The sequence below is a fragment of the Niabella sp. CPT15-335-S11 genome (genome assembly GCF_058792415.1).
This window is the reverse complement of record NZ_JBYTEI010000003.1, coordinates 173,141-195,334: the sequence shown is the minus strand read 5'-3', so window position 1 is coordinate 195,334 and position 22,194 is coordinate 173,141. Positions and strand designations below refer to the sequence as shown.

The window sequence follows — 22,194 nt, the reverse complement described above, 5'->3', positions numbered from 1 at the left end:
CCACTTTTTTGAAAATATATCATTTAATGAGATGTTTTTATTCAATTGCATGTTATTATTGTTTCTTCACAACCAAATGACTCAAACCTGGATTATTCAACATCCTCTCCATTTCCGACTGAATAATATCTTGTACGTCCTGCTTGATCTGGAAATAATTGCGCTGTACCATGCTACTATCCAGCTTACGGATAACTTCTATCTCTTTATAGTTTTCTTCCTCTCTTTTCAGCGCTACGTGGTCATTGATAATTTCACAATGAAAGGTTTTCAGCTCTATCTTATTATCGGGGTCGTCAGCCACCATACCCACGAACTCGCCTGAACTTAATGCGGATATTTTTGAGGGAGGTATAGCGGTCTCAAGCTGCTTGGAACGACTGATAGACGTGTCGCCGCTGTTGATGGAATAACTTTCCCTGTCCTGCATGATCTTCCCGAAGCGTTCGGAGAGCTGCTTTGCGGTATCGCCTGTGACTTGCCCGGCCACGATGTTGCCCGTGATATTCATAATTACATCTGCCTGCTCCCGGCCATAATCTTTACGAAGCTGGCTGAAATCCTGGATGCCTAAGCAGGTGGAAACCTTGTTGCTCCTTGCAGTGGCTAGAAGGCTATCCATGTTGTTCAAATAGATAGTCGGAAACTCGTCAAAAACCAAACTGCTTTTCAATTTTCCTTTCTTGTTCACCTGCTTTACAAGACGGGTTACATAAAGGGAAAGCACTGCTCCATAGATCTGTATCTTTTGCGGATTATTGCCCATGCAAACTACTTTCGGGTCGTCTGGATTATTCACATCAAGATTGAAATCATTGCCGGATAAAACATAATACAACTGTGGTGATGAAAGTCTTGCCATAGCTACTTTAGCAGATGCAATCTGGCCTTCCAGTTGCTCCATAACATCGTTTAAGTAGGCATTCAAAAACGGATTGATCAATACCTCGCACTCTTTGGCAGCTTCTGTTCTGAATAATGTAAACAGGCTATCATAGTCTGCCTGCATCAACTCAATGACGTGTGGTAATGTGCAAAATTCTCCGTCTTTGTATTTTTTCAAATACCAGATAACCGCTGTCAGAAAGTTAATGGGCGATTCTACGAAAAAATCTCCTTGTCTTTTGATCCATTCCCTGTTCAATCCCATTAAAATAGTACGGGCAGATTCCGCAGCATCAGTAATATCAGTCATGGCTGACGGCTCCAACGGATTACACCGATGGCTTCTCGTTAAGTCATCAAAATTGATCACATAAAACTTTGGTGGCTTAACGTACCTGTGCTTGTTTTTCAACCAGGAATTATAGGCAATTCTTGAAAGGTCGTCGAACTTAAAGTCATACACGAACATTGTAAATCCCTTACGGATATGTTGGGTAATCACATGCCTTATAACAAAGTAGGATTTACCTGCTCCCGGCGTACCCAACACCATGATAGCCCTGAACGGATTGATGATATTTATCCAGCTATTACGTACTTTATTTTTTAAATGGTAGCGTGCAGGCAGGTTAATGGAAAACTCATTTTCCAGAAAGCGTTCTTCCTGCGGGAACGTCTCATTTTCCTTATTGAAAATATCCTTGTTATTGAACTTGCTTTTAATGATCCGGGAAAGCAATGTGCCACCAGAAAGTACCAGCAAAAAGCCTATTGAGGTGATGCTTATATAAACGATTGCCTTCTCTTGTGAAGGCAACTGAAGCATCATGGAAAGATAACTTGCAAAATAAAGTAACAGCCCCGTTATGAGATAAGCAAAGGCAGTTTTATAGCTCTGTTTCTCATCCTTCCGGCCTTTGGCTCCGAGCAGGGAAATTATCAGAAAGCCTAAAGCAATCAACTTGCTTTTAACGAAGTTGCTGAATATGCCTGTTCGGTAAATGTTGCCTAAAATACGGTCGCTGAAAGTGCTGCTTAACCCCCATTCCTGAAAGGCGGCATAGCAATAATAATAGAAGTGTATCACTAAAATAACGATACTGATTAACCTGGTCATGTCCAGAATTTTTCTCAGCGCCTGTTCATTTTCACCTGTCTGTACAGCCATTGTTTTAAATTTTATTGGTTATTGGAAATGTTCTTTCTCTGTTTCTTTTTTCTACCCTTTTTCTTTAGTTGTCCGGGTACATAATCAGCCGCCTGTTCGGTTTGTAAAAGGGAATCCAGTATGCTACCATCGGATATTGTAACCGGGACCGTATTAGTGTCTTGGAGAACAGGTGTAATGTCAGGTTTAGTAGCTTGTGCAGGAATGGAGGTACTTCCTGTTTTTTGGCCGGGTTTCGGCAGTAAGTCAGGTTTCACGGTTTCTTTAAAGCCGCATCTTTCCTGTATGGCTTTAGCACTATATTGCTTACCTAATGCACTTCCGTTGAAGACACTTTTGGTTTGATGATCCACGTAGGTTATGCCGTATGTTAACCCGGCATCATTTTGACGTAAGGCAACGTGTATGCCCTTTCTTTCGAGTTGCTTTACCAGTTCATCAAGCGTTGGCGTTTTGCTAATAAACAACCTGTCTATCTCATTTTTCACACGGCTTTTAAAAGGCTGTCGTTTGGCATCATTAGGGGTATATTTTTCTTCCAGAAATTTCAGAGTTGGTTTGTTGTAGAAGTCACTGGCTTTTATCGGTACGCCTACTGGTTTTCCTTCCCCGTCCAATATTCGGTAAACCAATCCGCCACCCTGAAAAATTCTTGAATGTTCACTGCCACGATCTGCCAGTACATTGTACTGTTTCAATACTGCATTCAGCTCCGGCAGGCTGGTGTAATGGTACTTCGACAGTACCGCATCCAATACATTGGTGATGGCTCTTTTTGTTTCTGTACGCCCGTATTGCACCTTCTTTACGTCAATAGGTTTTAACCTGAATGCTTCCCTTCTTGCATGGGCATCTGCCACTACAAGACCGAACATTTTTTCAATCTCTTTTCTTGCGGGTTCTGACTTGCGAATGCCGAGGTGATGCAGGTCAATACGATTGCCGTTAGACTGGATATTGGTAGTGACTATGTGGATATGCGGGTGGCCTGCGTCATGGTGCTGGTAAACAAGATAGGGCTGCTCGCCAAAGCCTAACTTCTGCATATAGACATTGGCAATTTCCATCAGTTTTTCCTTGCTCAAATTCGTTTCCGAAGGGTCAAAATTGAGGGAAATATGTACGCTGTTTCGTTTAACATTCTCTCTCAGTTCTATCCTTTTCAGCAGATAGCCCAACTTAATTTTCAGGCTCATTTCATCTGCGTTCAACGGAAAATTTTCTGCCCCAATGCACTCTGCTACACCTTCTTTAACCTTGTTCTCATTGTATTTGAAAATACGGTGCATGGAGTGGCCGGGCCTGATCACTGCAACCATGTTTCCAGTATTTTTTTTACGTTATTCCTTACCTCGTCTACCTTATTGCTAAGGATTTTTTTCTCCACTTCATACGCTATCAACCAGCTTCTAAATTCAATGATCTGGCTGAGTGTATGGAGCTTTTTAACAGCCTGATTGAAGTTGTTTCCGACTGCATTTAACTCACTGCGAAGGCGGGTGAGTTCTGCCATTAAGTCATCCTGTGAGCTGCTGCGGTAGGTCGTTACAATAGGCTTCTCGAACAGGCTGTGACGTACATAATCACTTAACTTACGGCAAGTTGAAGCCTTCCATTTCTTTTCAATTTTTGCATACTCATCGGGTGTCAGACGCAACCCGATAATGCGTGTCCTGTTTGAATGTTGTCTTTCCATCACTACTCATTTTCACGTTTTCAAACTCATTTTCACCTTTCAGACGCCCTGCCCACGAGTTCCGAGTGAAGGGCAGCCAGATCCGGTTGTTTAACAACCGTTCATCTGGCCGATTGCGGGAAAGTTGCAATCCTTCAGCTTTTAGAACCTCTTTCAGACATTGATAAGGCTCTAAAGCATATAAGAGGGCTAAAGCACTTTAAAGCGGCTCTTATAGTTCTGTTATCACTTATTTCAACTTCTGTTTTTGATGTTTCCTTTGCGGCTTGCCGAAATTCACCATCCATTCGTTGAAGTCCTTGTGGTTTTGATACAGGCTGCTTTCGTCCTTGTATTTACTGCTTAGGGAGAGTGCATATCGGCTGCAATTTTGTCCGGTAGTATCCCTGTCCAGGTACAGCCTGATGGCATTATGTTTTTCCAAAAAAGGGCGTGCAGTTTCAAAGAAGGACACAGAGTTCAGCACTACAAAATCAAAGGGGTATTCGGGGTCTTGTTGATGGATGGCCTTGAAGGAAAGGAAGTCAGTAAATCCTTCAAAAACGATGACCTCACCGGCGCTGTTATCAAAGGTGGTGATGCTTTTTGGCGAGCTGCTAGCTTTGAAGTAAGGATTGCGTATTTCAAAGCCTCCTAAATTATTCCTGAAGCCGATGCCATAATAAACTTTCCCCCTGAGTTCGTACCGGACTTCCCGGCAATAGCGGTCGGCAATGTCAACAGGTATGCGGCGTTGTTGCAAGTACCGCAAAAGGGCGCTGGAGGAAAGTATGAAGTCCCCTAAAATCTTTATTTGATTTTCCGGTTCGTGCCTGGTAAAAGACTGCTGAAGTACGGGCTTTTGAAGGGAAAGATTACCATTTAAATTCTGTAGTAATTGGGAAAGGGTGCAGCCATGATACAGGATGGCAAAATCAACTAGGTTGCCACCTTTACCGAGGCCATGATCGTACCAGCGGTTCAGCCTGCGGTTGACTTTGAAAGATGGCGTTTTTTCATCGCGCAGTGGTGAAAAATACCAATAATCATTGTTCCTGATCTTTGCAGGTTCATATCTTAAATTTGACAGGTAATGAACGATGTCTATTTCTTTGGCCTCACTGATGGAAAGCCTTTTGTTCCTGAAATCCATAACCACACTTTTTCAAACACACATTCAGTTCTTCGATGCGAAGTTAAACAGGCGATATGGGATTAACCTATCCTCATCATATTTTGATGAGGATGTAGAAAGCCGGGTTATTTATTTTTGTATAGTGAGTATTGTTTAAATTAAAACCGAGTGATTATGCTAACAACAAGTGATGTAGCCAAAGTGTATGATACTATTCTGAGTATCCCTGGCATGAGTGAAACAGTGAAGATTGACATGAGGATCTCCCGCAAGAACGTATTGTTATTGCATAGTGTCCTCAAGCGTGGATTAACGGCCAAAGACGATGATAAATCGTCTGCCTTACTGGAAAGTATTCCCCCCGAAGCTTTGCAGGAATTACAAGTAATTGCTGATGATTATCTTACTAAAGCAGGCCTAACAGAACTCAGTGAAAAACTGAAAGCACTCAGTACAAAGTAGCGGATAACATCAGGGCCATTTGGAGGGAAACAGATGTTTGTAGGTATAGGGCCTCTGATCCCTTCAAATGGCTTATTTTTGTATGAAAGAGAAAAAAAGAGATGAGCTGGATGAGGATATAATGGTCTTTTAGTTTCTCTTCGAGATCACCCATCCTTCTTCTGATCGGATACTTGGTATGTTGTTTTCCTCTAACCATTTTTGAAAACCACTTACATTTTTGGGTGCAAAATGAATAATGTCACCATTTTTGAGCATAATGGTGAAAAAGTCGCTGGCAGCAAGAAACTTGAATAATTGTCCCGCAGTGTACTCAAAATCGGGATAGTGATTAGCTGAAGTCATACTATGTTCCTTTAATAGTTTCGTTTGGACTTGTCGCCTAAGCAAAAAAATAGCGCAGGCAACAACTCACCGCACTGAGGTCTTAGGAAACCCGGCAACGATAAGTGCGCCCACGCCGTAGCATGAGCGTTCTCCACTTATGTCCCGTTGCCATTTGAAAGTTCCTAAGTTTCAGTGTGGGACTTAAAGCAAAAACGCTTCAAGAATATTTTCCGTGCAAATATAAACATTTAGGGAGTGAGGTTCAAAACAAACAATTCAATTATTCTATTGAATAGAAAAAATGTAGTATATTGCGGAAAAAATTCAATGAGAATAAGGTTTTTTTACGCAGCAGTTATAGCATTCGTGCTTTGGCACGGCAATGCCAAAGCACAAGACAAGGAGCCCTGGAACAGTAGTCAGCTAATGCAGCCAGGCGTTCTTGCAGAAAGAATTGTTAATCACCAAACCGGAGACTTGCTGATAATAAACGTCGGACCAGATGCCTTGATAAAAGGATCTGTTGATATCGGGTCAACACATGAGGCAGCCAACCTTACAAAATTGAGGAGCTATCTAAAAACCCTGAAAAAGGATAAAGAGATTGTCATTTATTGTGGTTGTTGTCCATTTGACAAATGCCCCAATATCAGACCAGCATTTAACACTATAAAGGAGATGAATTTTAAAAATGCCAAACTCCTCAACTTGCCTAAAAATATTAAGGTGGATTGGATTGACAAAAATTATCCTGTTACTGAATAATCATGAAATATTTGTTGAGCTTATTAACATCGATGTTATTTAGTTACGGCCTTATGGCCCAAAATCAATCACTACAGATTGGATCTCCTGCACCGGAAATATCACTATCTCAACCAAACGGAAAATTACTGTCTTTGTCTTCTTTAAAAGGTTCACTTGTATTGGTGGATTTTTGGGCTTCTTGGTGTGCGCCTTGCGTTAAAGAGCAACCTGAGCTAAAAGCAATCTATCAGCAATATGACAAATATGTTAAGGAAGGAAAGTTTCAAATTTTGGGCGTATCCTTAGATAAGAAAAAGGATAGTTGGGGAAAAGCTATCAACAGTTTAAAACTTACTTGGCCACAAATCAGCGATTTGAAATTTTGGAATAGTCCTGTAGCAAACATCTACGGCATAGAAGCATTACCTTTCAATGTACTCGTTGATGGAAATGGAAATGTTGCTGCTACAAATTTGCATGGTAAAGAACTGGCGAATTTTATAAAACAGTATCTGGAAAAACAGAATTAGGATATTTTAAAGGAAATAAAAATGTGATAAATAATAATAATGAATAAAAGAGAATTTAAAGACAAAGTGTACGGGGAACTGTCAAAAGTGACAAAGGCACTCGCTAATCCCCACCGTCTTGAAATAATTGATCTGCTTGCACAGGGACCTTTCTCTGTAGAAGAAATTGCCAATTACACCGGAATGTCGGTAGCTAACGCGTCACAACATTTACAAACGCTGAAAAATGCGAAACTGGTTAGCATTGCCCGTAATGGAAATTTTATAAACTATGCGCTCGCAGGCGAAAATGTTTTCAATGCTTGGTCGTCGTTACGGGAGCTTGGATTAACCTATAATGCAGAAGTGGAAAAAGTAGTAAATGATTTTCGCATTGGCTATGGTGATATGGAGTGTGTAGGTACTGACGAGTTAGTAAGGTTGATAGAAAAAGACGAAGTGATACTGCTCGATGTTCGCCCTGAAGAAGAATATAGCAGAGGACATATTCACAGAGCAATATCTACGCCGTTAGAAAAACTTGCGAAGTATTTGAGGAATCTTCCTAAAAATAAAGTGATCGTAGCATACTGTAGAGGCCCATTCTGTGTGTATGCGGATGAAGCTGTAAGCCTGTTGAAAAAGAAGGGCTTTAAAGCGAAAAGAATGGACGAAGGATTTCCTGATTGGGCATTGAAAGGTTATCCTATTGCACACACATAAAAGACTCGCGGTAAAACTTGAAAATTTCCAAAGAGTCTTCAAAGGGAAAGTGAAACAATAACAACCATATTACTGCATTAACAGCATAAAGGAGTTATAGGCTTTGTACTTTATTTAAAATGAATAACCAGGATAAACTGACGATACTTAACAACAAGTTTTACAATTCCCCTTCTGTTTTTCTTCCTGAGAACTTGTTACGGGAAGCACGACGACAGAAAAATATCGGCACTTGTCCGGTTCCTGCCATCTGCGTATTAGATCCAGATGGAGATTTGGTGAGCTATCTCAATAAGGAAGGATTGGCAGAGAAAAATAATTGTTGGGCCTGCTATCATTCTAATCTTTATCACTTTGAGTTAGAAGGGATCAGGATAGGCATATTGCCCTGCATCGTAGGAGCATCTTACGCTGTATTGGTTGCAGAACAATTATTTGTTTCAGGTTGTGAACTATTGATCAGTGTTACTTCAGCGGGTATTATTAATGAACCTGGTGAAGCTAAACGATTTGCGTTAATAACTGAGGCTGTAAGGGACGAGGGCACAAGTTATCATTATATTTCTAAGGAAATCAGAGCCTCCCTTTGTGATGATCTTTTCAAACAGCTTAGTTCTATTTCTCAGCCTTTATGGGTTGACGCCAAAAGCTGGACTACTGATGCGCCTTACAGGGAAACGAAAGAAGCTATCGAGGCAATGAAGAAGCAAGGTATCACTTGTGTTGAAATGGAAGCTGCTGCCTTGTACGCTTTGGGCATAGCGAAACGCAAGCATATAATTTGCTTTGCTCACCTCACAAATACTATGGCACAAAGCGAAGGTGATTTTGAAAAGGGTGAATACTTTGGAAGTATGGACACGTTAGAGCTTCTTGAATTGGTTATAAAACATAGTCAACAGATTGTTTAATATACCGAAAACATAAGTCCATAGGATTTAAGTAAGTACTCCAACGACTGTATTTTAATCCTGATTTTTCTTGTATTGCCAATAAGAACCTTCATCTAATTGCATCTACATTGACTCCTATTCTACTATAGGAATGAGAGTGAATTGTGGTGTTCAATCTATTCAATAAATCTATTGAATAGTTGATTTTCTTTTCTTACATTTGCCTTGTTAAAAAATTATATCATGAACACTCAGGCAATAACAGTAACCGAACTTCAGAAAATGCTGGAGAAGGGAGAAGAGGTAACTATTTTAGATGTACGCCCTCAAGATCAGCGAGACGAATGGCAGATTGCCGGCAGCCATTATGTGGATGCTTACAAGCGACTTAACGAAGGTGATCGCTCGGTATTGGATGAGGTTGATCTACCTGAAAACACAACAGTTGTTACTGTATGTGCCGCAGGCAGGACAAGTCAAATGGCATCGGATGCATTAAGAAAAAAAGGCTTTGATGCCTATTCTTTGGAAGGCGGTATGAAAGCCTGGAACTATGCCTGGAATACTGCAGAAATAAAGGATGGAGATGTGACCATCATCCAGGTAAGAAGAGTGGCTAAGGGATGCCTATCTTATATCCTTGGCTCCGATAATGAAGCGATTGTAGTGGATGCTTCATTAGACCCCGAGGTTTATGCCGCCATTGCAGCAGAAAATGGCTGGACAATCAAATATGTGATGGATACCCACATCCATGCAGATTACATCTCTCGTACCATCGAGCTGGCAAAAGCCACAGATGCCGTGCATTTGTTTACAGAGAATGCAGGCGTTGAATATGATTTTACCCCGATTAGTGACAGAGACGTTGTTCCTTTTGGTTCAGCTAATCTAATGGCTGTATTTACACCAGGCCACACACCTGAAAGTATCTCTTATCTGATAAACAATAATTACCTGCTTACAGGTGACATCCTGTTTACTGATGGTGTGGGAAGGCCCGATTTGAAAGCTGATCATAAACAGGGACTAAAAAATGCCGAGCAACTATTTACATCACTCGGAAAGATTTTAACCCTCAGCGATGAAGACCTGCTCATCCTGCCTGCGCACACTTCAAGCGCAATTGCTTTTGATGGTAACATAATCGGAGATAAACTCTCTAACTTATCCGTAAAGATAGAATTGCTTCAATTGGAAAAGGACGCTTTCGTAGAGCAGACCATGAAGCGTATTCCTCCCACACCTCCCAACTATCTTCAGATTGCTTCACTTAATAAAGCAGGAAGCTACGAAGGTGTTAACCCGGCAGACCTTGAAGCAGGTGCTAACAGATGTGCCGTTTCATAATAATCCTGTAATTCAAAAAGAGCCATTCAATGAAAAAGATACTCGTTATCATCAACGATGCCCCTTATGGAACGGAAAAAGCCTACAATGCTTTTCGCATCGCCAATCAGTTAAATAAAAATCATGCTGACGTACAGGTAAACGTCTTTCTGATGGCAGATGCTGTGAGCTGCGCTATCGCAGGACAGAAAACGCCGAACGGATATTATAACATTGAACGCATGATGAAATTTTCTCTTACCAAAGGGGCAAAAGTGAAACTGTGTGGAAGTTGCGCTGAAGCGCGGGGGCTTACTGCCGGGCAGATCATTGAAGGTTCAGAAATGAGCTGCATGGATGACCTCGGAAAATGGATTGCCGAGGCAGATCAGGCGATGACTTTTTAATCTATTCATTACGTAAAAAAAATCATGAAAGTAATCACATTTATCCCGACGCTGTTTATCTGCGTATGGTCGTTGACAGCCTGCGGGCAAGAACACCCCGCAAATAAACAGCAGAACGCAAAACAGCTTACTGCAAGTGAGCTTTCCGCTGGTGTGAGCGACTATGTAAAAAAGGAGCAAAAAGAAAACAATGGCTATTATACAGTTTATGATTCAGTTGCAAAAAATCTGTTGAAATTAAAGCTGGATAAAATACATGACGACCGACTGGCGCATGTAGGCGACAACAATTATTTTGTTTGTGCAGATTTTAAGGGCGACGACGGCAGGCTGTATGATATTGATGTTTTTATGAAATGGGATGGTAAAGAGCTTACCCCAACGGAAAGAAAAGTGCATAAAGTGAACAGTGTTGCCAGATATGATTGGTACAAGGACGGCAATACCTGGAAAACCAAACCGGAAGGGAAGAAAAAAAACGAACACCCCACCTCAGAACATCCAAACTCCGAACATCCGAAGTCTGAGCATCCCAAACAATAGGTGGTACTGCTAAAAATATAATACTTAAAATGAATTCTCCTGATGTGGAATGGAAGGCTACATAACACCATAGTAAAAGTGGATACAATTAGATTAGGATTAAAAGAAAACTGGCGACAGTTCACCTTACTGGTACTTGTCAATATGATGGTGGGCGGTATGGTTGGGCTGGAAAGAACCGTAGTACCGCTTGTAGGAACCGATGAATTTAAGATCGGTTCTGATGTTGTCGTATTCTCTTTCATTATTGCTTTTGGTGTCGTAAAAGCGTTTACCAACCTTATTTCAGGCACCTTGGCGGACAGGTACACTCGTAAGAAAGTGCTGATCATAGGCTGGTTGATCGGGATGCCTGTTCCTTTCCTGCTTGCCTGGGGGCCTACCTGGAATTGGATATTATTTGCCAATGTTCTGTTAGGCGTAAGTCAGGGTTTAGCCTGGTCAATGACGGTCAATATGAAAATTGATCTGGTTGGCCCTAAAAAGCGGGGCTTTGCAATGGGGCTTAACGAAGCTGCCGGTTATGGTGCAGTTGGGCTTACTGCTTTATTAACAGGCTATCTCGCTTCCTATTACGGATTAAGACCGGAACCTTTCTATATCGGTATTGCCTATACTGTTATCGGGATACTCTTGTCCATTTTTGTTGTAAAAGACACACGCAAACATGCACGACTTGAGGCTGCGCAAGTAAAAACGACTACTTCAGGTGAACACGCGCATAAACCCAACCTGCTTTGGGTTTTCAAAGAAACTTCCTTTAAAAACAAAAACCTCTTTGCCGTATCACAGGCAGGGTTGATCAATAATCTGAACGATGGTATGTCGTGGGGAGTATTCCCATTACTGTTTGTATCAATGGGTGTCGGCTTGGAAGGTGTTGGATGGATAAAAGCTATTTATCCGGTAGTATGGGGTGCAGGTCAGATCATAACAGGTCCTTTAGCCGATAAGATCGGCAGGAAACCACTTATTGTTTGGGGGATGTTCGTACAGGTGTTAGGGCATATCGTTATCGGTCTTGAAATGTTTTCTCCTATGACTTCAGGAATTGTTGGTTCTATATTGTTGGGATTGGGAACGGCTATGGTTTATCCTGCTTTACTGGCTGCGGTAAGCGATACGGCACATCCTTCATGGAGAGCATCTTCTTTAGGTGTTTATCGCTTTTGGCGGGATATAGGCTATGCCGTTGGAGCATTAATGGCAGGCATTGTTGCTGGTTTACTCGGCCTCGTTTGGGCAGTACATATCGCAGGGATTGTCACCTTTTTATCAGGTGTTGTGGTTTGGATTCGGATGAAAGAGACAATGAATAAGAAATAATCAAGGAAAGGCTTGCGATACTTTGTGTCTGTAGTGAAAAAACCATATAATGATTTTTGCTCTCCTACGCCGATTTAGAATTTCTGAACTTTCGTTGGCTGATGTACAATATGTTGCTTACCTGTAACAATTTTCTCAAAGATCGTTACTATTTTATTTATATAAATATGTTGTATATCTCGCTTTTTTTACTAAATTGCGAAACTGATGAAGTCTTTCCTAAAATATTGCCTAATTATTCTTATAGGTATTTGTTACTTTAATTCAGTTTTTGAATTAGATAGTAATGAATGCAAGCAGAATTATGGGAACGAAACACATGTCTATACAAATGCTGAAAAAGACGGCAAAACCTTTACATTTAAATCTGTAAAACAACTCGATGACCTTTATCTGGTTGTAAACTTCTGCTACCGTTATTTAGTTGCTGCTGATAAAGGCAACAAATTCTATTTCGGTTTATATAACTCCCCGCCACCGAAGCCAGATAGGCTTTACCTGTTCTACTCTGTTTTCTTGATTTGATTTTATCTTCTTAATTCCTGCACGCCGGATTAATGCATAATCACGGTGAAAATTTTCATTTCCGAAAATAAGCCGGGATAATACCATTTGTCTTAAAGATTTCATTCAAATCATTATCTATATCAATATTCATGATTGATAACCTCATAGGCTTTTCTATAAGAAATAAAGCCATTATTATATTCTTTGTACTGGCATTGATTGGTTGGGGAGTTTATTCTGTAACAAAGCTCCCTATTGATGCTTTACCCGATATTACTAATAACCAGGTGCAGGTACATGCCATTGCTCCTGCTTTATCGGCACAAGATGTTGAACAAACTATCACTTCTCCTTTGGAGATTACAATGGCTAATACGCCGGGTATTATCGAAATCAGGTCTATTTCTCGTTTTGGCCTATCGGTAATAACCATTGTATTCAGAGAGGATGTTGATATTTACCGTGCCAGGGAACTGATATTTCAAAAAATTCAGGGTGCTCAAGATTTAATTCCGCAAGGTGTCGCCACTATAGAGATGTCTCCCATTGCTACAGGGTTGGGCGAAATTTATCAATATGTATTACAACCCCAGCCGGGCAGCGAAAAGAAATATTCCTTAGACGAACTCAGAACAATACAGGATTGGGTTGTAAAAAGACAATTGGAAGGAACACCCGGTGTAGCCGAGATAAATAGTTTCGGCGGCTATATAAAACAATATGAAGTGGCTGTTGATCCTGAAAAGCTAAGAAGCCAAAATATTACCGTCAATGAAATATTTAATGCACTGCAACAAAATAACCAGAACACAGGTGGAGCATACATAGAAAAACTGCATAGCGCCTATTTTATAAGAGGGATAGGTTTGGTAAAAACGCTTGATGACGTTGGAAAAATCGTTGTAAAAAATAATGGCGGTATTCCGGTTCTTATCAGAGATGTGGCGCAGGTGCAATTTGGACATGCTATAAGGTATGGTGCAATGACAACTTCAGAAACCGGAGAAGCAGTGGGTGGTGTGATACTGATGTTGAAAGGCGAAAATTCGATGCAGGTAATTACTGCTGTAAAAAATAAAATAACCGAAATTCAAAAAGCGTTACCAAAGGGTATAATCATAAAGCCATTTATTGACCGGAGTAATTTAATAAACAGGGCTATTCACACTGTAAGCCGCAACCTTATTGAAGGAGGATTGATAGTTATATTTATATTAATCTTGTTTTTAGGCAATCTTAGAGCAGGCATTGTGGTGGCTTCCGTTATCCCTCTTTCTATGTTGTTTGCTTTGGGAATGATGAGCCTCTTTGGGGTCTCTGCTAATCTAATGAGCCTGGGAGCCATTGATTTTGGATTAATAGTAGATGGGGCAGTAATTATCGTAGAAAGTATTGTTTTTAGCGTTCACCATAATTCCCGGCTATCTAAACTTAATGAATTATCACAGTCCCAAATGGATGAGCAGGTATTTCAGTCTGCTGTACGTATCCGTAAATCAGCCGCTTTCGGAGAAATAATTATCCTAATGGTTTACATTCCAATTCTTGCTTTGGCTGGTGTAGAAGGAAAGATGTTTAAACCTATGGCACAAACCGTAAGCTTTGCCATTGTGGGCGCATTAATCTTATCTCTTACCTATGTTCCCATGATGTCGGCAGTGCTGCTAAGTAAAAAAGTTTCCCATAAAATAACCCTTGCAGACAGGATAATGAGCTTTTTACATCGTATATACCGGCCAGTAATATTATTTGCCTTGCGAAGGAAAATTATAATAGTTATTACGTCTGTTACACTATTAGTAATAAGTTATTTTGTTTTTAACCAGCTTGGCGGTGAATTCATTCCTACACTACAAGAAGGAGATTTTACGGTAGAGCTTCGCTTACAACCGGGTAGCTCCTTATCACAAACAATAAAAACAACAATAGAGGCGGGTGATATCTTAAAGAAGCAATTCCCGGAAGTTAAAGAAGTTGTATCCCGTATTGGAGTGGCGAGCATACCAACGGATCCTGATCCGATTGAAACAGCAATGTTTACTATAGTATTAAAGGATAAAAGCGAGTGGGTAAGCGCTGCTAACGAGGCCGAGCTGGCTGATAAAATGAGACAGGCATTATCGGTAATCCCAGGGGTGAACTATGAATTTTCTCAGCCTATTCAGTTACGGTTTAATGAATTATTAAGTGGTTCCCGGCAGGATGTATCGGTTAAGATTTACGGTGATGATTTGGATATGCTGGCACAATTGGGAACTCAGGCTGCGACTATCATAAGCAAAGTGAGCGGTGCGCAGGATGTTTTGGCAGAAAGAACAAATGGGCTGCCGGAAATAACCGTAGCCTATAATCGTGATAAAATCGCTCAAATGGGATTATCTATCGCGGAAGTAAATACCGCCTTGGAAACTGCCTTTGCAGGGGCAAAGGCAGGCATTGTTTATGAAGGAGATCGGCAGTTTGATTTAGTAATACGTTATGATGAGCAACACCGGAAAGATTTATCCAATGTTCAGGATTTATTCATCTCACTATCAAACGGCAGTCAAATTCCATTAAGTGAAATTGCTACTGTAAAATATCAGGAAGGTCCTTCTCTGATTTCAAGAGACAACACTAAACGTAGAATAGCGATAGGGTTAAATGTTCGTAACCGGGATGTTCAAAGTGTTGTGAATGACATCCAAACTCAATTATCATCGCAGTTGAAATTGCCAACTGGATATCTTATAACGTATGGCGGTGCCTTTCAGAATTTAATTGATGCAAAACAGCGACTGATGATTGCCGTTCCTGTCGCTTTAGCCTTGATTTTTATGCTCTTATTTTTCACATTTGGCTCGCTTAAAGAAACGCTGTTAATATTTACAGCAATACCCTTTGCAGCTATTGGTGGTGTGTTTGCATTGCTGCTAAGGGGTATGCCTTTTAGCATCTCTGCAGGTGTTGGCTTTATTGCCCTTTTTGGTGTGGCAGTACTCAACGGCATTGTACTCGTCAGCTTTTTTAATCAATTAAAAAAAGAAGGAAGAACTAATATAAATAGGCGCATTTTAGAAGGCGTTAATGTACGGCTTCGACCTGTAGTGATGACAGCCACTGTTGCTTCACTTGGCTTTTTACCTATGGCAATTTCTGCCTCTGCCGGTGCTGAAGTGCAGCGTCCTTTGGCAACTGTTGTCATTGGAGGTTTAATAACATCCACTTTGCTCACCTTAATTGTGCTGCCCGTTTTATACAGCTTATTTATGTCAACCAAAAAGCCTAAAAAAGTTAAAGGCATAGGCAATGCAATCGGAATTTTATTCTTATTGGTGGTTCTTTGCTTTCCTTTTACTGGTAAAGCACAATTACCTGTCTCATCTGGTTTTCAGCCTTTACAGCTATCTCTTGATGATGCAATCAAACTTGCTTTAAAAAACAATCAGACAATTAAAAGTGCAGAATATGGAGTAAGTCAACAACAGGCTTTAAGAAAAACCGCAGTTGACCTTAATAAAACCGGATTTCAATATGGCTTTGATAACACCGTTCCAAATGGCAATAAAAGTATTGGAGTTCAGCAGTCTTTCAGTTTACCGACTGTCTATAACAGGCAAGGGAAGCTAATAAACCAGCAGGTTGTTTTAAGTGAAAAATATTTGACTATATCAAAAGCCGACCTGATAAGAAATGTAAAGACGGCCTATTATCAACTTGTATATGGGCAGAATTATTTAAAGGTGCTTATTTATCAGGATAGTGTTTATAGGAATTTTACCAATGCAGCAAATTCGAGATATACAAATGGAGAAACAGGCTATCTGGAAAAGGTAACTGCCGATGCCACCTATCAGCAAATTGTATTGCTCAGAAAACAAGCACAGGCAGATATTATCATCTACGAACAGGAATTGCAAAAATGGCTTTTTACTAATACGCCTGTTGAACCAACAGTTAACCGAGTAGAAAAGCTGCCAACGCCCATTTTATTAGATACACTTCCTGCATATCAAAATCCTATTCTTAATTATTATCAGCAAAATATAAATGTTGCGGCTGCAAACCTTGCATTAACAAGAAGCAGAGCCTTGCCCGATCTCTCCTTTGGTACTTCAAAGTTTATAGGTAATTCCGGCTTTGGTTTTAGTGTGGGGGTAAACATTCCTCTCTGGTTCCGTCCTTATCAGGGCAGAAATGAAGCGGCTAAGATGGGTGTAAAAATTGCCGAAGCAGACTACGCCAATGTTATTGACACCACAAGGGCTGCTTATAATCAACAACTCCAACAGTATCAAAAATGGCATGAGCAATTGAGTTACTATGAGAGTGCAGGCTTAAAACAGTCGGATGAAATAATAAAAAACGCAGGCGTGAACTATAGATACGGAAACATCAGCTATATAGAATATATACAAAACCTCACCCAGGCATTTAATATAAAATTGCAATATCTGGGAGCGCTCAATCAATATAACCAAAGCATCATTAATATAAACTACTTGTTAGGAAATAACTAAATTTTAAAAGATGAAACATTCAATTATACGGATTTCACTACTCTCATTTGTGTGTGTTTTCGTTTTATACTCTTGCCAGATGGAAAGCGAGGACAAGGAAAAAAAGGAAAAAGCGCAGGAGGAAGCTACCAAAGAAAAAGCAGGTCTAAAACCAGACGAAGTAATGCTTACTAAAAAGCAGTTTGACATAATGAAAATAGAACTCGGCAATCCTGTTCAAAAAAATCTCACAAACATTATAAAAGCAAATGGATTTATTACATCGCCACCACAAAATAAAGCAAATGTTTCCCCGGTAATGGGTGGGGTTATCAGATCTGTATCGGTTATCCCTGGCAGCTATGTAAAAAAAGGGCAGGTGCTTGCTTATTTAGAACATCCCGATTATATACAGTTACAAGAAGATTATCTGAAAGCTAAAAGTTCGCTTGTGTTTTTAGAGCAGGAATACGATAGGCAAAAAAACATGTTAAGCGACAGTGCTACATCTAAAAAATTAGTTCAGCAAACGCTAAGCAATTATAATACTACAAGTGCAACTGTACTTTCCCTGAAAAATAAACTTAATTTATTGGGCATACCGATTAATAGTATTGAAAATGGAAGAATACTGCAAGCCGTGCCACTGATTTCACCCATTAGCGGATACGTGCAGAAAGTAAATGCGAATGTTGGAAAGTTTGCTGACCCAACCCAAATAATTTTTGAAATTTACGATAATAGTACTTTATTCATAGACCTTCAAATTTATCAGCAGGATTTAGGTAAAATACGCATCGGTCAAAAACTCACTTTCACTACTCCATCATTAAGTACTGCCAATACAATGGCAACTATTTACGCTATAGATAGAGCTTTTGACAGCACCAATAAATCAATAACGGTTCATGCAAGAGTTGATCGCAATACAATAGGAGACTTAATGCCTGGCATTTATGTAAATGCGTTTATTGAAACCGGAAATGAAAATGTCACTGCCCTTCCGGAGGAAGCAATCTTTAAAACAGGCGAAACAGAAAACATTTTTATCCTCTCCCGAACCTACGTCGAAAAGCAGGATACCAATTATATTTTTTCAGTGAAGGAGGTGAAGACTGGCGCTTCCGAAGCAGGCTATACACAGGTCAGTTTTTTAGAAAGCGTTCCTCCTTCTGCTAAAGTCGTTACAAAGGGAACATATTTTCTGGTGTCGGAAAAGAATAAATCGCAGGGTGGGGAACAAGATTAAAATTATTAACATTTTGAAATGGTTGTTATGAAAAATTTATTAACTATATTTTTACTACTGCATACTTTCTTGGGGTTTGCTCAAACTAATGATACTCTTCCCAAAATTAGTTTTAAAGCGGGCGGTAATCATCCTTTGCGGCAATTGTATGCTCCTTCAGCGCTCATCTTTGGTGGCATCATTTCGGAGGTCAATTTTAAAAAGTCCTTAAACTTTGAATTGTATAAAGAGAGGAATAATGACATTCCTCATTTTCAAACGGGTGCTGACGACTACCTACAGTTTTCGCCTATTATCTTGGCTTATAGTTTCGATGCATTAGGAATGCCATCAAGAACTGATTTCTACAACAGATCAGCAATATTGATGAAAAGTGAGTTGCTCATGCTAAGCACTGTTACAGTTCTTAAAAGCACTATTTATGAAACTAGGCCCGATCATAGTGCTAATAATTCAGCCCCATCAGGACATACAGCCCAGGCATTTGCTGCTGCTGCTTTTCTTTCTGAGGAATACGGCAAAAGGTATAAGTGGGTTCCCTATCTCTCCTATACATTGGCGTCTACAGTTGGCGCACTACGCATCATGAATAACAAACACTATTTAAGCGATGTGCTAGTAGGTGCGGGCATTGGAATATTGTCAACAAAAATTTCCTATTGGACACATCAGTACAGATGGGGTAAAAGAAAAAGGAGTGTCAAACGGTTTTAAATGGTTTTCGTTGGCTTCTGACATACCATCGCCATGCGTAATGCCATTTCTCTAATTAAAATATTATTACTACCTTGCAAACTTGAAGTCTTTCTTTAAATATTGCCTCATTCTTATAACAGCTATTTGTTATACTTCTTCTACGCTTGAAATATGCGAAGCTGAGAGGTTGCAGAATTATGAGAAAGAAACCCATACTTACATTCATGCAAAAAATCAAGCTGATAGTTATCATCTCAAAATAATAAAGCATCTTGATGAGCATTTCTTATTAAAAGACAATTGGATTGCAAATTGTATTCTCTATAACGGCATTCAAAACACTGTCTTCTCTTATAATCGTATCCGGCCTCCTAAGCCTGACAAACTCTATCTGCATTATTCTGTTTTTCTAATTTAAGATTTTTCTTTTAAAAGTCTGCTTCCGTTTCTACTAGGAACCGGCAGCAGTTCAATGCATTGCATTTTAAGCAATTAAATGGCGTCTGGTGTTTTATGATGTTTCATAAGACACCAGTATGTCCTATTTGATAGTCTGCATTATCAGAGAGTAATCTATTAGAGCATGAATAAAGTCCAACGACGGGATATGTTTCCAGTCTATCATTATTTGAAAATATTGATTCCATTAAGCACTCTAACTTTTATATTTAACGGGTGTGCTTTCCAGCGGTATCAGGCTAAGCCTATATCGGCTCAGGAGAAAATTTCCTTTTATCAGAGCCGGGGTTTGGATGATCCTCAATTAAAACAATACCTCAACAAATATTTGGATGCAATACCTCCAGATACAGTATGGGATGCTAAAGTTTTGACTTTTGCCGCTTTTTATTATCATCCGGATTTGGATATTGCCCGCAGCCAACTGGACATTCAAAAAGGAAAATTGATTACAGCCGGGCAAAGGCCCAATCCACGTGTAGGGATAAACGTTGGCTATAATTACACGCCAGGGCAAATCCCCCTTAGTCCCTGGCTTTTTACTCCTTCGTTTGACTTTATTATTGAAACAGCGGGTAAACGAAAGTTGCGTATCAATCAGGCAAATTACCTCATCGAGGCTGCACGCCTAAATGTAGGTGTGGCTGCATGGCAGGTAAGAAGTCGTCTGCGCCAGCAACTGGCAAGTTATATACTTTTTGAAAACGACCTTGAATTGCTAAAGAAGGAAGTGGTACTGCGTAGTGAATTTGTAGACAGTCTACAGACCTTGTTTGAGTTCGGTGAAATTACTATTACAGATATGGAACTGGCGCGTATTACGCTAAACGACGCCCGTTTGCGCATGATTACTGGCGAAGGATTGATGGCGGAAAGAAAAGTGTTCCTCGCTAACAGCCTCGGCGTTCCTCTAACCGCCTTGTCTGGTAAACAGTTTATCTATCCAGATTTATTTAATCCACCCGCATTAATGGAGTTGGATACACTTGAAAGTCAGGTACTGATAAATAACCTGAATATCCGCCGTGCTTTAATGGATTATTCAGTTTCAGAAGCAACCCTCCAGTTAGAGGTAGCCAAACAATACCCTGATGTTCAACTTGGCACAAGCCTCCGTTTTTATCAGGGGCAGCAAAGGTGGCAGGCTACTCCAGGTATGGATTTGCCCATATTTAATAAAAACCAGGGGCCAATTGCTGAGGCTAAAGCAAACAGGGACGTAATTGCAGCTACCTTTTTACAATTACAGGCTAACTCTCTAACTGAACTGGAAAGAGTGCAGGCAGTATATCAATCAAATTTGAAAGAATATGAAGCAGCGCAAACAATACTAAAAATAAATGAAGATCGGGAAAAGAAAATTACCGGAGTTTTTAATTCAGGCGACTTCACTTACCTGGATGTGTTAAGCGCAAAGCTGGAAACTGCATTAGCCCGGAGGGCTCTGCTTCAGGCATTGATACGGCTGCAAACCACGCTGGGCAGCTTAGAAAACATAGTACAAAAGCCATTAGATAACTCTTTTGAAACATTGCCGGATTTAGAAGTTAATGCCCGTAAACCGCAAACAATTAATCAATGAGCAAACTTTCTGAAACACTCAAAAAAAATATTCCGCTGATAGTTGTAGCTACTATTACGGCTGCATTATTCATATACCCTTACTTGGGTATCGGCGACAAATCCACACAAACAACAAATGCGAATAAAAGCCCGGTGCCTGTAGTTGTTGCCAGTGTAAGTAAAACCACCTTAAATCAACAATATAAGGCAGTAGCCACCGTACATGGAAAATCGGAAATCCCTGTGCTTTCCCAAGTCAGCGGCGTATTACAAAAAGTAAATGTAAAAATAGGCGACCGAGTAACAAAGGGACAATCACTGGCTATCCTGGACAGCCGCTTGCAACTGGCTGATTTACGCCAGGCACAAGCGCAGCTTGTACGTTCCACTGATGAATTAAAACGTGCCCAGGCTCTTGTTGATCGTAGACTGGCGAACCAAACAAGGCTTCAGACTGCCATAGCGCAAAAATCTGCTGACCAGGAGAATGTTAAACGGTTAATGACCCTGCTTTCCTTCACCAACTTCCCAAGCCCTATCACGGGTATCATTACAGACCAACAGGTATTTACAGGGAATACCGTACAGGCAGGTAGCCCTTTGTTTACCGTTTCAGATATATCCGGTTTATTGGTTGTAGCTAAAGTTCCAGAAACAATTGCCTCAACTTTAAAAGTGGGTGATGGAGTACTCTTGCAGTCAGAATTTACGAATGATCCATTACCTGCGAAGATAGGTCACGTATCTCCCGCTTCCGATATTGTATCTCATCAAATTGGCGTAGAACTGAATGCAGGGTCAGTGTTCCCGAAACTTAAACCCGGCTATCAGGTAAGCGTATTGTTTTCAACTGCTATACGGGAACAAGCGATTACACTTGATCGAACGGCGATTACCGAAGATACACAAAGTGGTGAAGTAACGGTTTTTGTAGTGAAAAACAATAAGGTGGAAAAGCGAAAAATAGAGCTGGGAGCGGTACTTGAAAATCAGGTTGAGGTTATTCAAGGTCTTTCTGAGGGAGAACTGGTTGTTACAAAAGGTATGGAACAACTTAAAGATGGTGCTCCTGTAAAAATAATAACCGGTCCAAGTACAGATAAAAAATAAAAG

20 protein-coding genes are annotated in these 22,194 nt (G+C 40.3%); 15 read left to right on the top strand and 5 right to left on the bottom strand.

Going from position 1 to position 22,194, the window contains the following annotated elements; translation table 11 throughout:
* Nucleotides 1-55 precede the first annotated feature (55 nt).
* The 4 genes from mobC to AC3WS5_RS11865 form a co-directional block, all read right to left on the bottom strand.
* Nucleotides 56-2,053 carry a conjugal transfer protein MobC gene (gene mobC / locus AC3WS5_RS11880; RefSeq protein WP_492467598.1) on the bottom strand — a complete coding sequence of 666 codons (1,998 nt, stop codon included), beginning with the start codon at nucleotides 2,051-2,053 and terminating at the stop codon, nucleotides 56-58.
* Between the two features lie 11 nt (nucleotides 2,054-2,064).
* A complete protein-coding gene (locus tag AC3WS5_RS11875; RefSeq protein WP_492467597.1) occupies nucleotides 2,065-3,372 on the bottom strand; it encodes a relaxase/mobilization nuclease domain-containing protein in 1,308 nt (435 codons plus the stop codon).
* The gene (locus tag AC3WS5_RS11870) at nucleotides 3,360-3,749 is read right to left on the bottom strand and encodes a plasmid mobilization protein (protein WP_492467596.1); all 390 of its coding nucleotides are present in this window, start codon (nucleotides 3,747-3,749) and stop codon (nucleotides 3,360-3,362) included. The genes AC3WS5_RS11875 and AC3WS5_RS11870 overlap by 13 nt, the downstream gene beginning before the upstream one ends.
* 229 nt (nucleotides 3,750-3,978) lie before the next feature.
* Nucleotides 3,979-4,881, bottom strand: a complete 903-nt coding sequence (locus AC3WS5_RS11865; RefSeq protein ID WP_492467595.1) for a DUF8464 domain-containing protein — start codon at nucleotides 4,879-4,881, stop codon at nucleotides 3,979-3,981.
* Nucleotides 4,882-5,037: 156 nt separating this feature from the next.
* On the opposite strand from AC3WS5_RS11865, the gene AC3WS5_RS11860 reads away from it, so the two are divergent.
* The gene (locus AC3WS5_RS11860) at nucleotides 5,038-5,325 is read left to right on the top strand and encodes a hypothetical protein (RefSeq protein ID WP_492467594.1); all 288 of its coding nucleotides are present in this window, start codon (nucleotides 5,038-5,040) and stop codon (nucleotides 5,323-5,325) included.
* 129 nt (nucleotides 5,326-5,454) lie between these two features.
* On the opposite strand, the gene AC3WS5_RS11855 is transcribed toward AC3WS5_RS11860, so the two are convergent.
* Nucleotides 5,455-5,670, bottom strand: a complete 216-nt coding sequence (locus AC3WS5_RS11855; RefSeq protein ID WP_492467593.1) for a hypothetical protein — start codon at nucleotides 5,668-5,670, stop codon at nucleotides 5,455-5,457.
* Between the two features lie 237 nt (nucleotides 5,671-5,907).
* On the opposite strand from AC3WS5_RS11855, the gene AC3WS5_RS11850 reads away from it, so the two are divergent.
* The 14 genes from AC3WS5_RS11850 (at nucleotide 5,908) to AC3WS5_RS11785 (ending at nucleotide 22,191) form a co-directional block, all read left to right on the top strand.
* On the top strand, nucleotides 5,908-6,417 hold the full coding sequence (locus AC3WS5_RS11850) for a rhodanese-like domain-containing protein (RefSeq protein ID WP_492467592.1): 510 nt from the start codon (nucleotides 5,908-5,910) through the stop codon (nucleotides 6,415-6,417).
* Between the two features lie 2 nt (nucleotides 6,418-6,419).
* A complete protein-coding gene (locus tag AC3WS5_RS11845) occupies nucleotides 6,420-6,929 on the top strand; it encodes a TlpA family protein disulfide reductase (protein WP_492467591.1) in 510 nt (169 codons plus the stop codon).
* Nucleotides 6,930-6,968: 39 nt separating this feature from the next.
* Entirely contained in the window at nucleotides 6,969-7,631 is a 663-nt protein-coding gene (locus tag AC3WS5_RS11840) for an ArsR/SmtB family transcription factor (protein ID WP_492467590.1), read from the top strand.
* A 119-nt stretch (nucleotides 7,632-7,750) separates the two neighbouring features.
* Nucleotides 7,751-8,542 (top strand): nucleoside phosphorylase, encoded by a 792-nt coding sequence (locus AC3WS5_RS11835; protein ID WP_492467589.1) that lies wholly within the window; start codon nucleotides 7,751-7,753, stop codon nucleotides 8,540-8,542.
* A gap of 225 nt (nucleotides 8,543-8,767) precedes the next feature.
* Nucleotides 8,768-9,874 (top strand): MBL fold metallo-hydrolase, encoded by a 1,107-nt coding sequence (locus AC3WS5_RS11830; protein ID WP_492467588.1) that lies wholly within the window; start codon nucleotides 8,768-8,770, stop codon nucleotides 9,872-9,874.
* A gap of 29 nt (nucleotides 9,875-9,903) precedes the next feature.
* Nucleotides 9,904-10,260, top strand: a complete 357-nt coding sequence (locus AC3WS5_RS11825; RefSeq protein ID WP_492467587.1) for a DsrE/DsrF/TusD sulfur relay family protein — start codon at nucleotides 9,904-9,906, stop codon at nucleotides 10,258-10,260.
* A gap of 24 nt (nucleotides 10,261-10,284) precedes the next feature.
* Nucleotides 10,285-10,803, top strand: a complete 519-nt coding sequence (locus AC3WS5_RS11820; protein WP_492467586.1) for a hypothetical protein — start codon at nucleotides 10,285-10,287, stop codon at nucleotides 10,801-10,803.
* Between the two features lie 42 nt (nucleotides 10,804-10,845).
* Complete coding sequence (locus AC3WS5_RS11815; RefSeq protein WP_492467585.1) at nucleotides 10,846-12,129, top strand: MFS transporter; 1,284 nt, start codon at nucleotides 10,846-10,848, stop codon at nucleotides 12,127-12,129.
* A gap of 207 nt (nucleotides 12,130-12,336) precedes the next feature.
* Nucleotides 12,337-12,654: a hypothetical protein gene (locus tag AC3WS5_RS11810; protein WP_492467584.1), complete on the top strand. Its 318-nt coding sequence runs from the start codon at nucleotides 12,337-12,339 to the stop codon at nucleotides 12,652-12,654.
* Nucleotides 12,655-12,785: 131 nt separating this feature from the next.
* On the top strand, nucleotides 12,786-17,135 hold the full coding sequence (locus AC3WS5_RS11805; RefSeq protein WP_492467583.1) for a CusA/CzcA family heavy metal efflux RND transporter: 4,350 nt from the start codon (nucleotides 12,786-12,788) through the stop codon (nucleotides 17,133-17,135).
* Between the two features lie 79 nt (nucleotides 17,136-17,214).
* Nucleotides 17,215-18,363, top strand: coding sequence for an efflux RND transporter periplasmic adaptor subunit (locus AC3WS5_RS11800; RefSeq protein ID WP_492467582.1), 1,149 nt, complete (start codon nucleotides 17,215-17,217; stop codon nucleotides 18,361-18,363).
* A 27-nt stretch (nucleotides 18,364-18,390) separates the two neighbouring features.
* Nucleotides 18,391-19,077: a phosphatase PAP2 family protein gene (locus AC3WS5_RS11795; RefSeq protein WP_492467581.1), complete on the top strand. Its 687-nt coding sequence runs from the start codon at nucleotides 18,391-18,393 to the stop codon at nucleotides 19,075-19,077.
* A 565-nt stretch (nucleotides 19,078-19,642) separates the two neighbouring features.
* Nucleotides 19,643-21,100 (top strand): TolC family protein, encoded by a 1,458-nt coding sequence (locus AC3WS5_RS11790; RefSeq protein ID WP_492467580.1) that lies wholly within the window; start codon nucleotides 19,643-19,645, stop codon nucleotides 21,098-21,100.
* Complete coding sequence (locus tag AC3WS5_RS11785; protein ID WP_492467579.1) at nucleotides 21,097-22,191, top strand: efflux RND transporter periplasmic adaptor subunit; 1,095 nt, start codon at nucleotides 21,097-21,099, stop codon at nucleotides 22,189-22,191. Before AC3WS5_RS11790 ends, AC3WS5_RS11785 begins: the two co-directional genes overlap by 4 nt.
* Nucleotides 22,192-22,194 lie beyond the last annotated feature (3 nt).

Excerpts from the sequence above, each read along its gene's own strand:
- mobC (WP_492467598.1), bottom strand. The coding sequence starts at position 2,053 with ATGGCTGTACAGACAGGTGAAAATGAACAGGCGCTGAGAAAAATTCTG.
- AC3WS5_RS11875 (WP_492467597.1), bottom strand. The coding sequence starts at position 3,372 with ATGGTTGCAGTGATCAGGCCCGGCCACTCCATGCACCGTATTTTCAAA.
- AC3WS5_RS11870 (WP_492467596.1), bottom strand. The coding sequence starts at position 3,749 with ATGGAAAGACAACATTCAAACAGGACACGCATTATCGGGTTGCGTCTG.
- AC3WS5_RS11865 (WP_492467595.1), bottom strand. The coding sequence starts at position 4,881 with ATGGATTTCAGGAACAAAAGGCTTTCCATCAGTGAGGCCAAAGAAATA.
- AC3WS5_RS11860 (WP_492467594.1), top strand. The coding sequence starts at position 5,038 with ATGCTAACAACAAGTGATGTAGCCAAAGTGTATGATACTATTCTGAGT.
- AC3WS5_RS11855 (WP_492467593.1), bottom strand. The coding sequence starts at position 5,670 with ATGACTTCAGCTAATCACTATCCCGATTTTGAGTACACTGCGGGACAA.
- AC3WS5_RS11845 (WP_492467591.1), top strand. The coding sequence starts at position 6,420 with ATGAAATATTTGTTGAGCTTATTAACATCGATGTTATTTAGTTACGGC.
- AC3WS5_RS11840 (WP_492467590.1), top strand. The coding sequence starts at position 6,969 with ATGAATAAAAGAGAATTTAAAGACAAAGTGTACGGGGAACTGTCAAAA.
- AC3WS5_RS11835 (WP_492467589.1), top strand. The coding sequence starts at position 7,751 with ATGAATAACCAGGATAAACTGACGATACTTAACAACAAGTTTTACAAT.
- AC3WS5_RS11830 (WP_492467588.1), top strand. The coding sequence starts at position 8,768 with ATGAACACTCAGGCAATAACAGTAACCGAACTTCAGAAAATGCTGGAG.
- AC3WS5_RS11825 (WP_492467587.1), top strand. The coding sequence starts at position 9,904 with ATGAAAAAGATACTCGTTATCATCAACGATGCCCCTTATGGAACGGAA.
- AC3WS5_RS11820 (WP_492467586.1), top strand. The coding sequence starts at position 10,285 with ATGAAAGTAATCACATTTATCCCGACGCTGTTTATCTGCGTATGGTCG.
- AC3WS5_RS11815 (WP_492467585.1), top strand. The coding sequence starts at position 10,846 with ATGTGGAATGGAAGGCTACATAACACCATAGTAAAAGTGGATACAATT.
- AC3WS5_RS11810 (WP_492467584.1), top strand. The coding sequence starts at position 12,337 with ATGAAGTCTTTCCTAAAATATTGCCTAATTATTCTTATAGGTATTTGT.
- AC3WS5_RS11805 (WP_492467583.1), top strand. The coding sequence starts at position 12,786 with ATGATTGATAACCTCATAGGCTTTTCTATAAGAAATAAAGCCATTATT.
- AC3WS5_RS11800 (WP_492467582.1), top strand. The coding sequence starts at position 17,215 with ATGGAAAGCGAGGACAAGGAAAAAAAGGAAAAAGCGCAGGAGGAAGCT.
- AC3WS5_RS11795 (WP_492467581.1), top strand. The coding sequence starts at position 18,391 with ATGAAAAATTTATTAACTATATTTTTACTACTGCATACTTTCTTGGGG.
- AC3WS5_RS11790 (WP_492467580.1), top strand. The coding sequence starts at position 19,643 with ATGAATAAAGTCCAACGACGGGATATGTTTCCAGTCTATCATTATTTG.
- AC3WS5_RS11785 (WP_492467579.1), top strand. The coding sequence starts at position 21,097 with ATGAGCAAACTTTCTGAAACACTCAAAAAAAATATTCCGCTGATAGTT.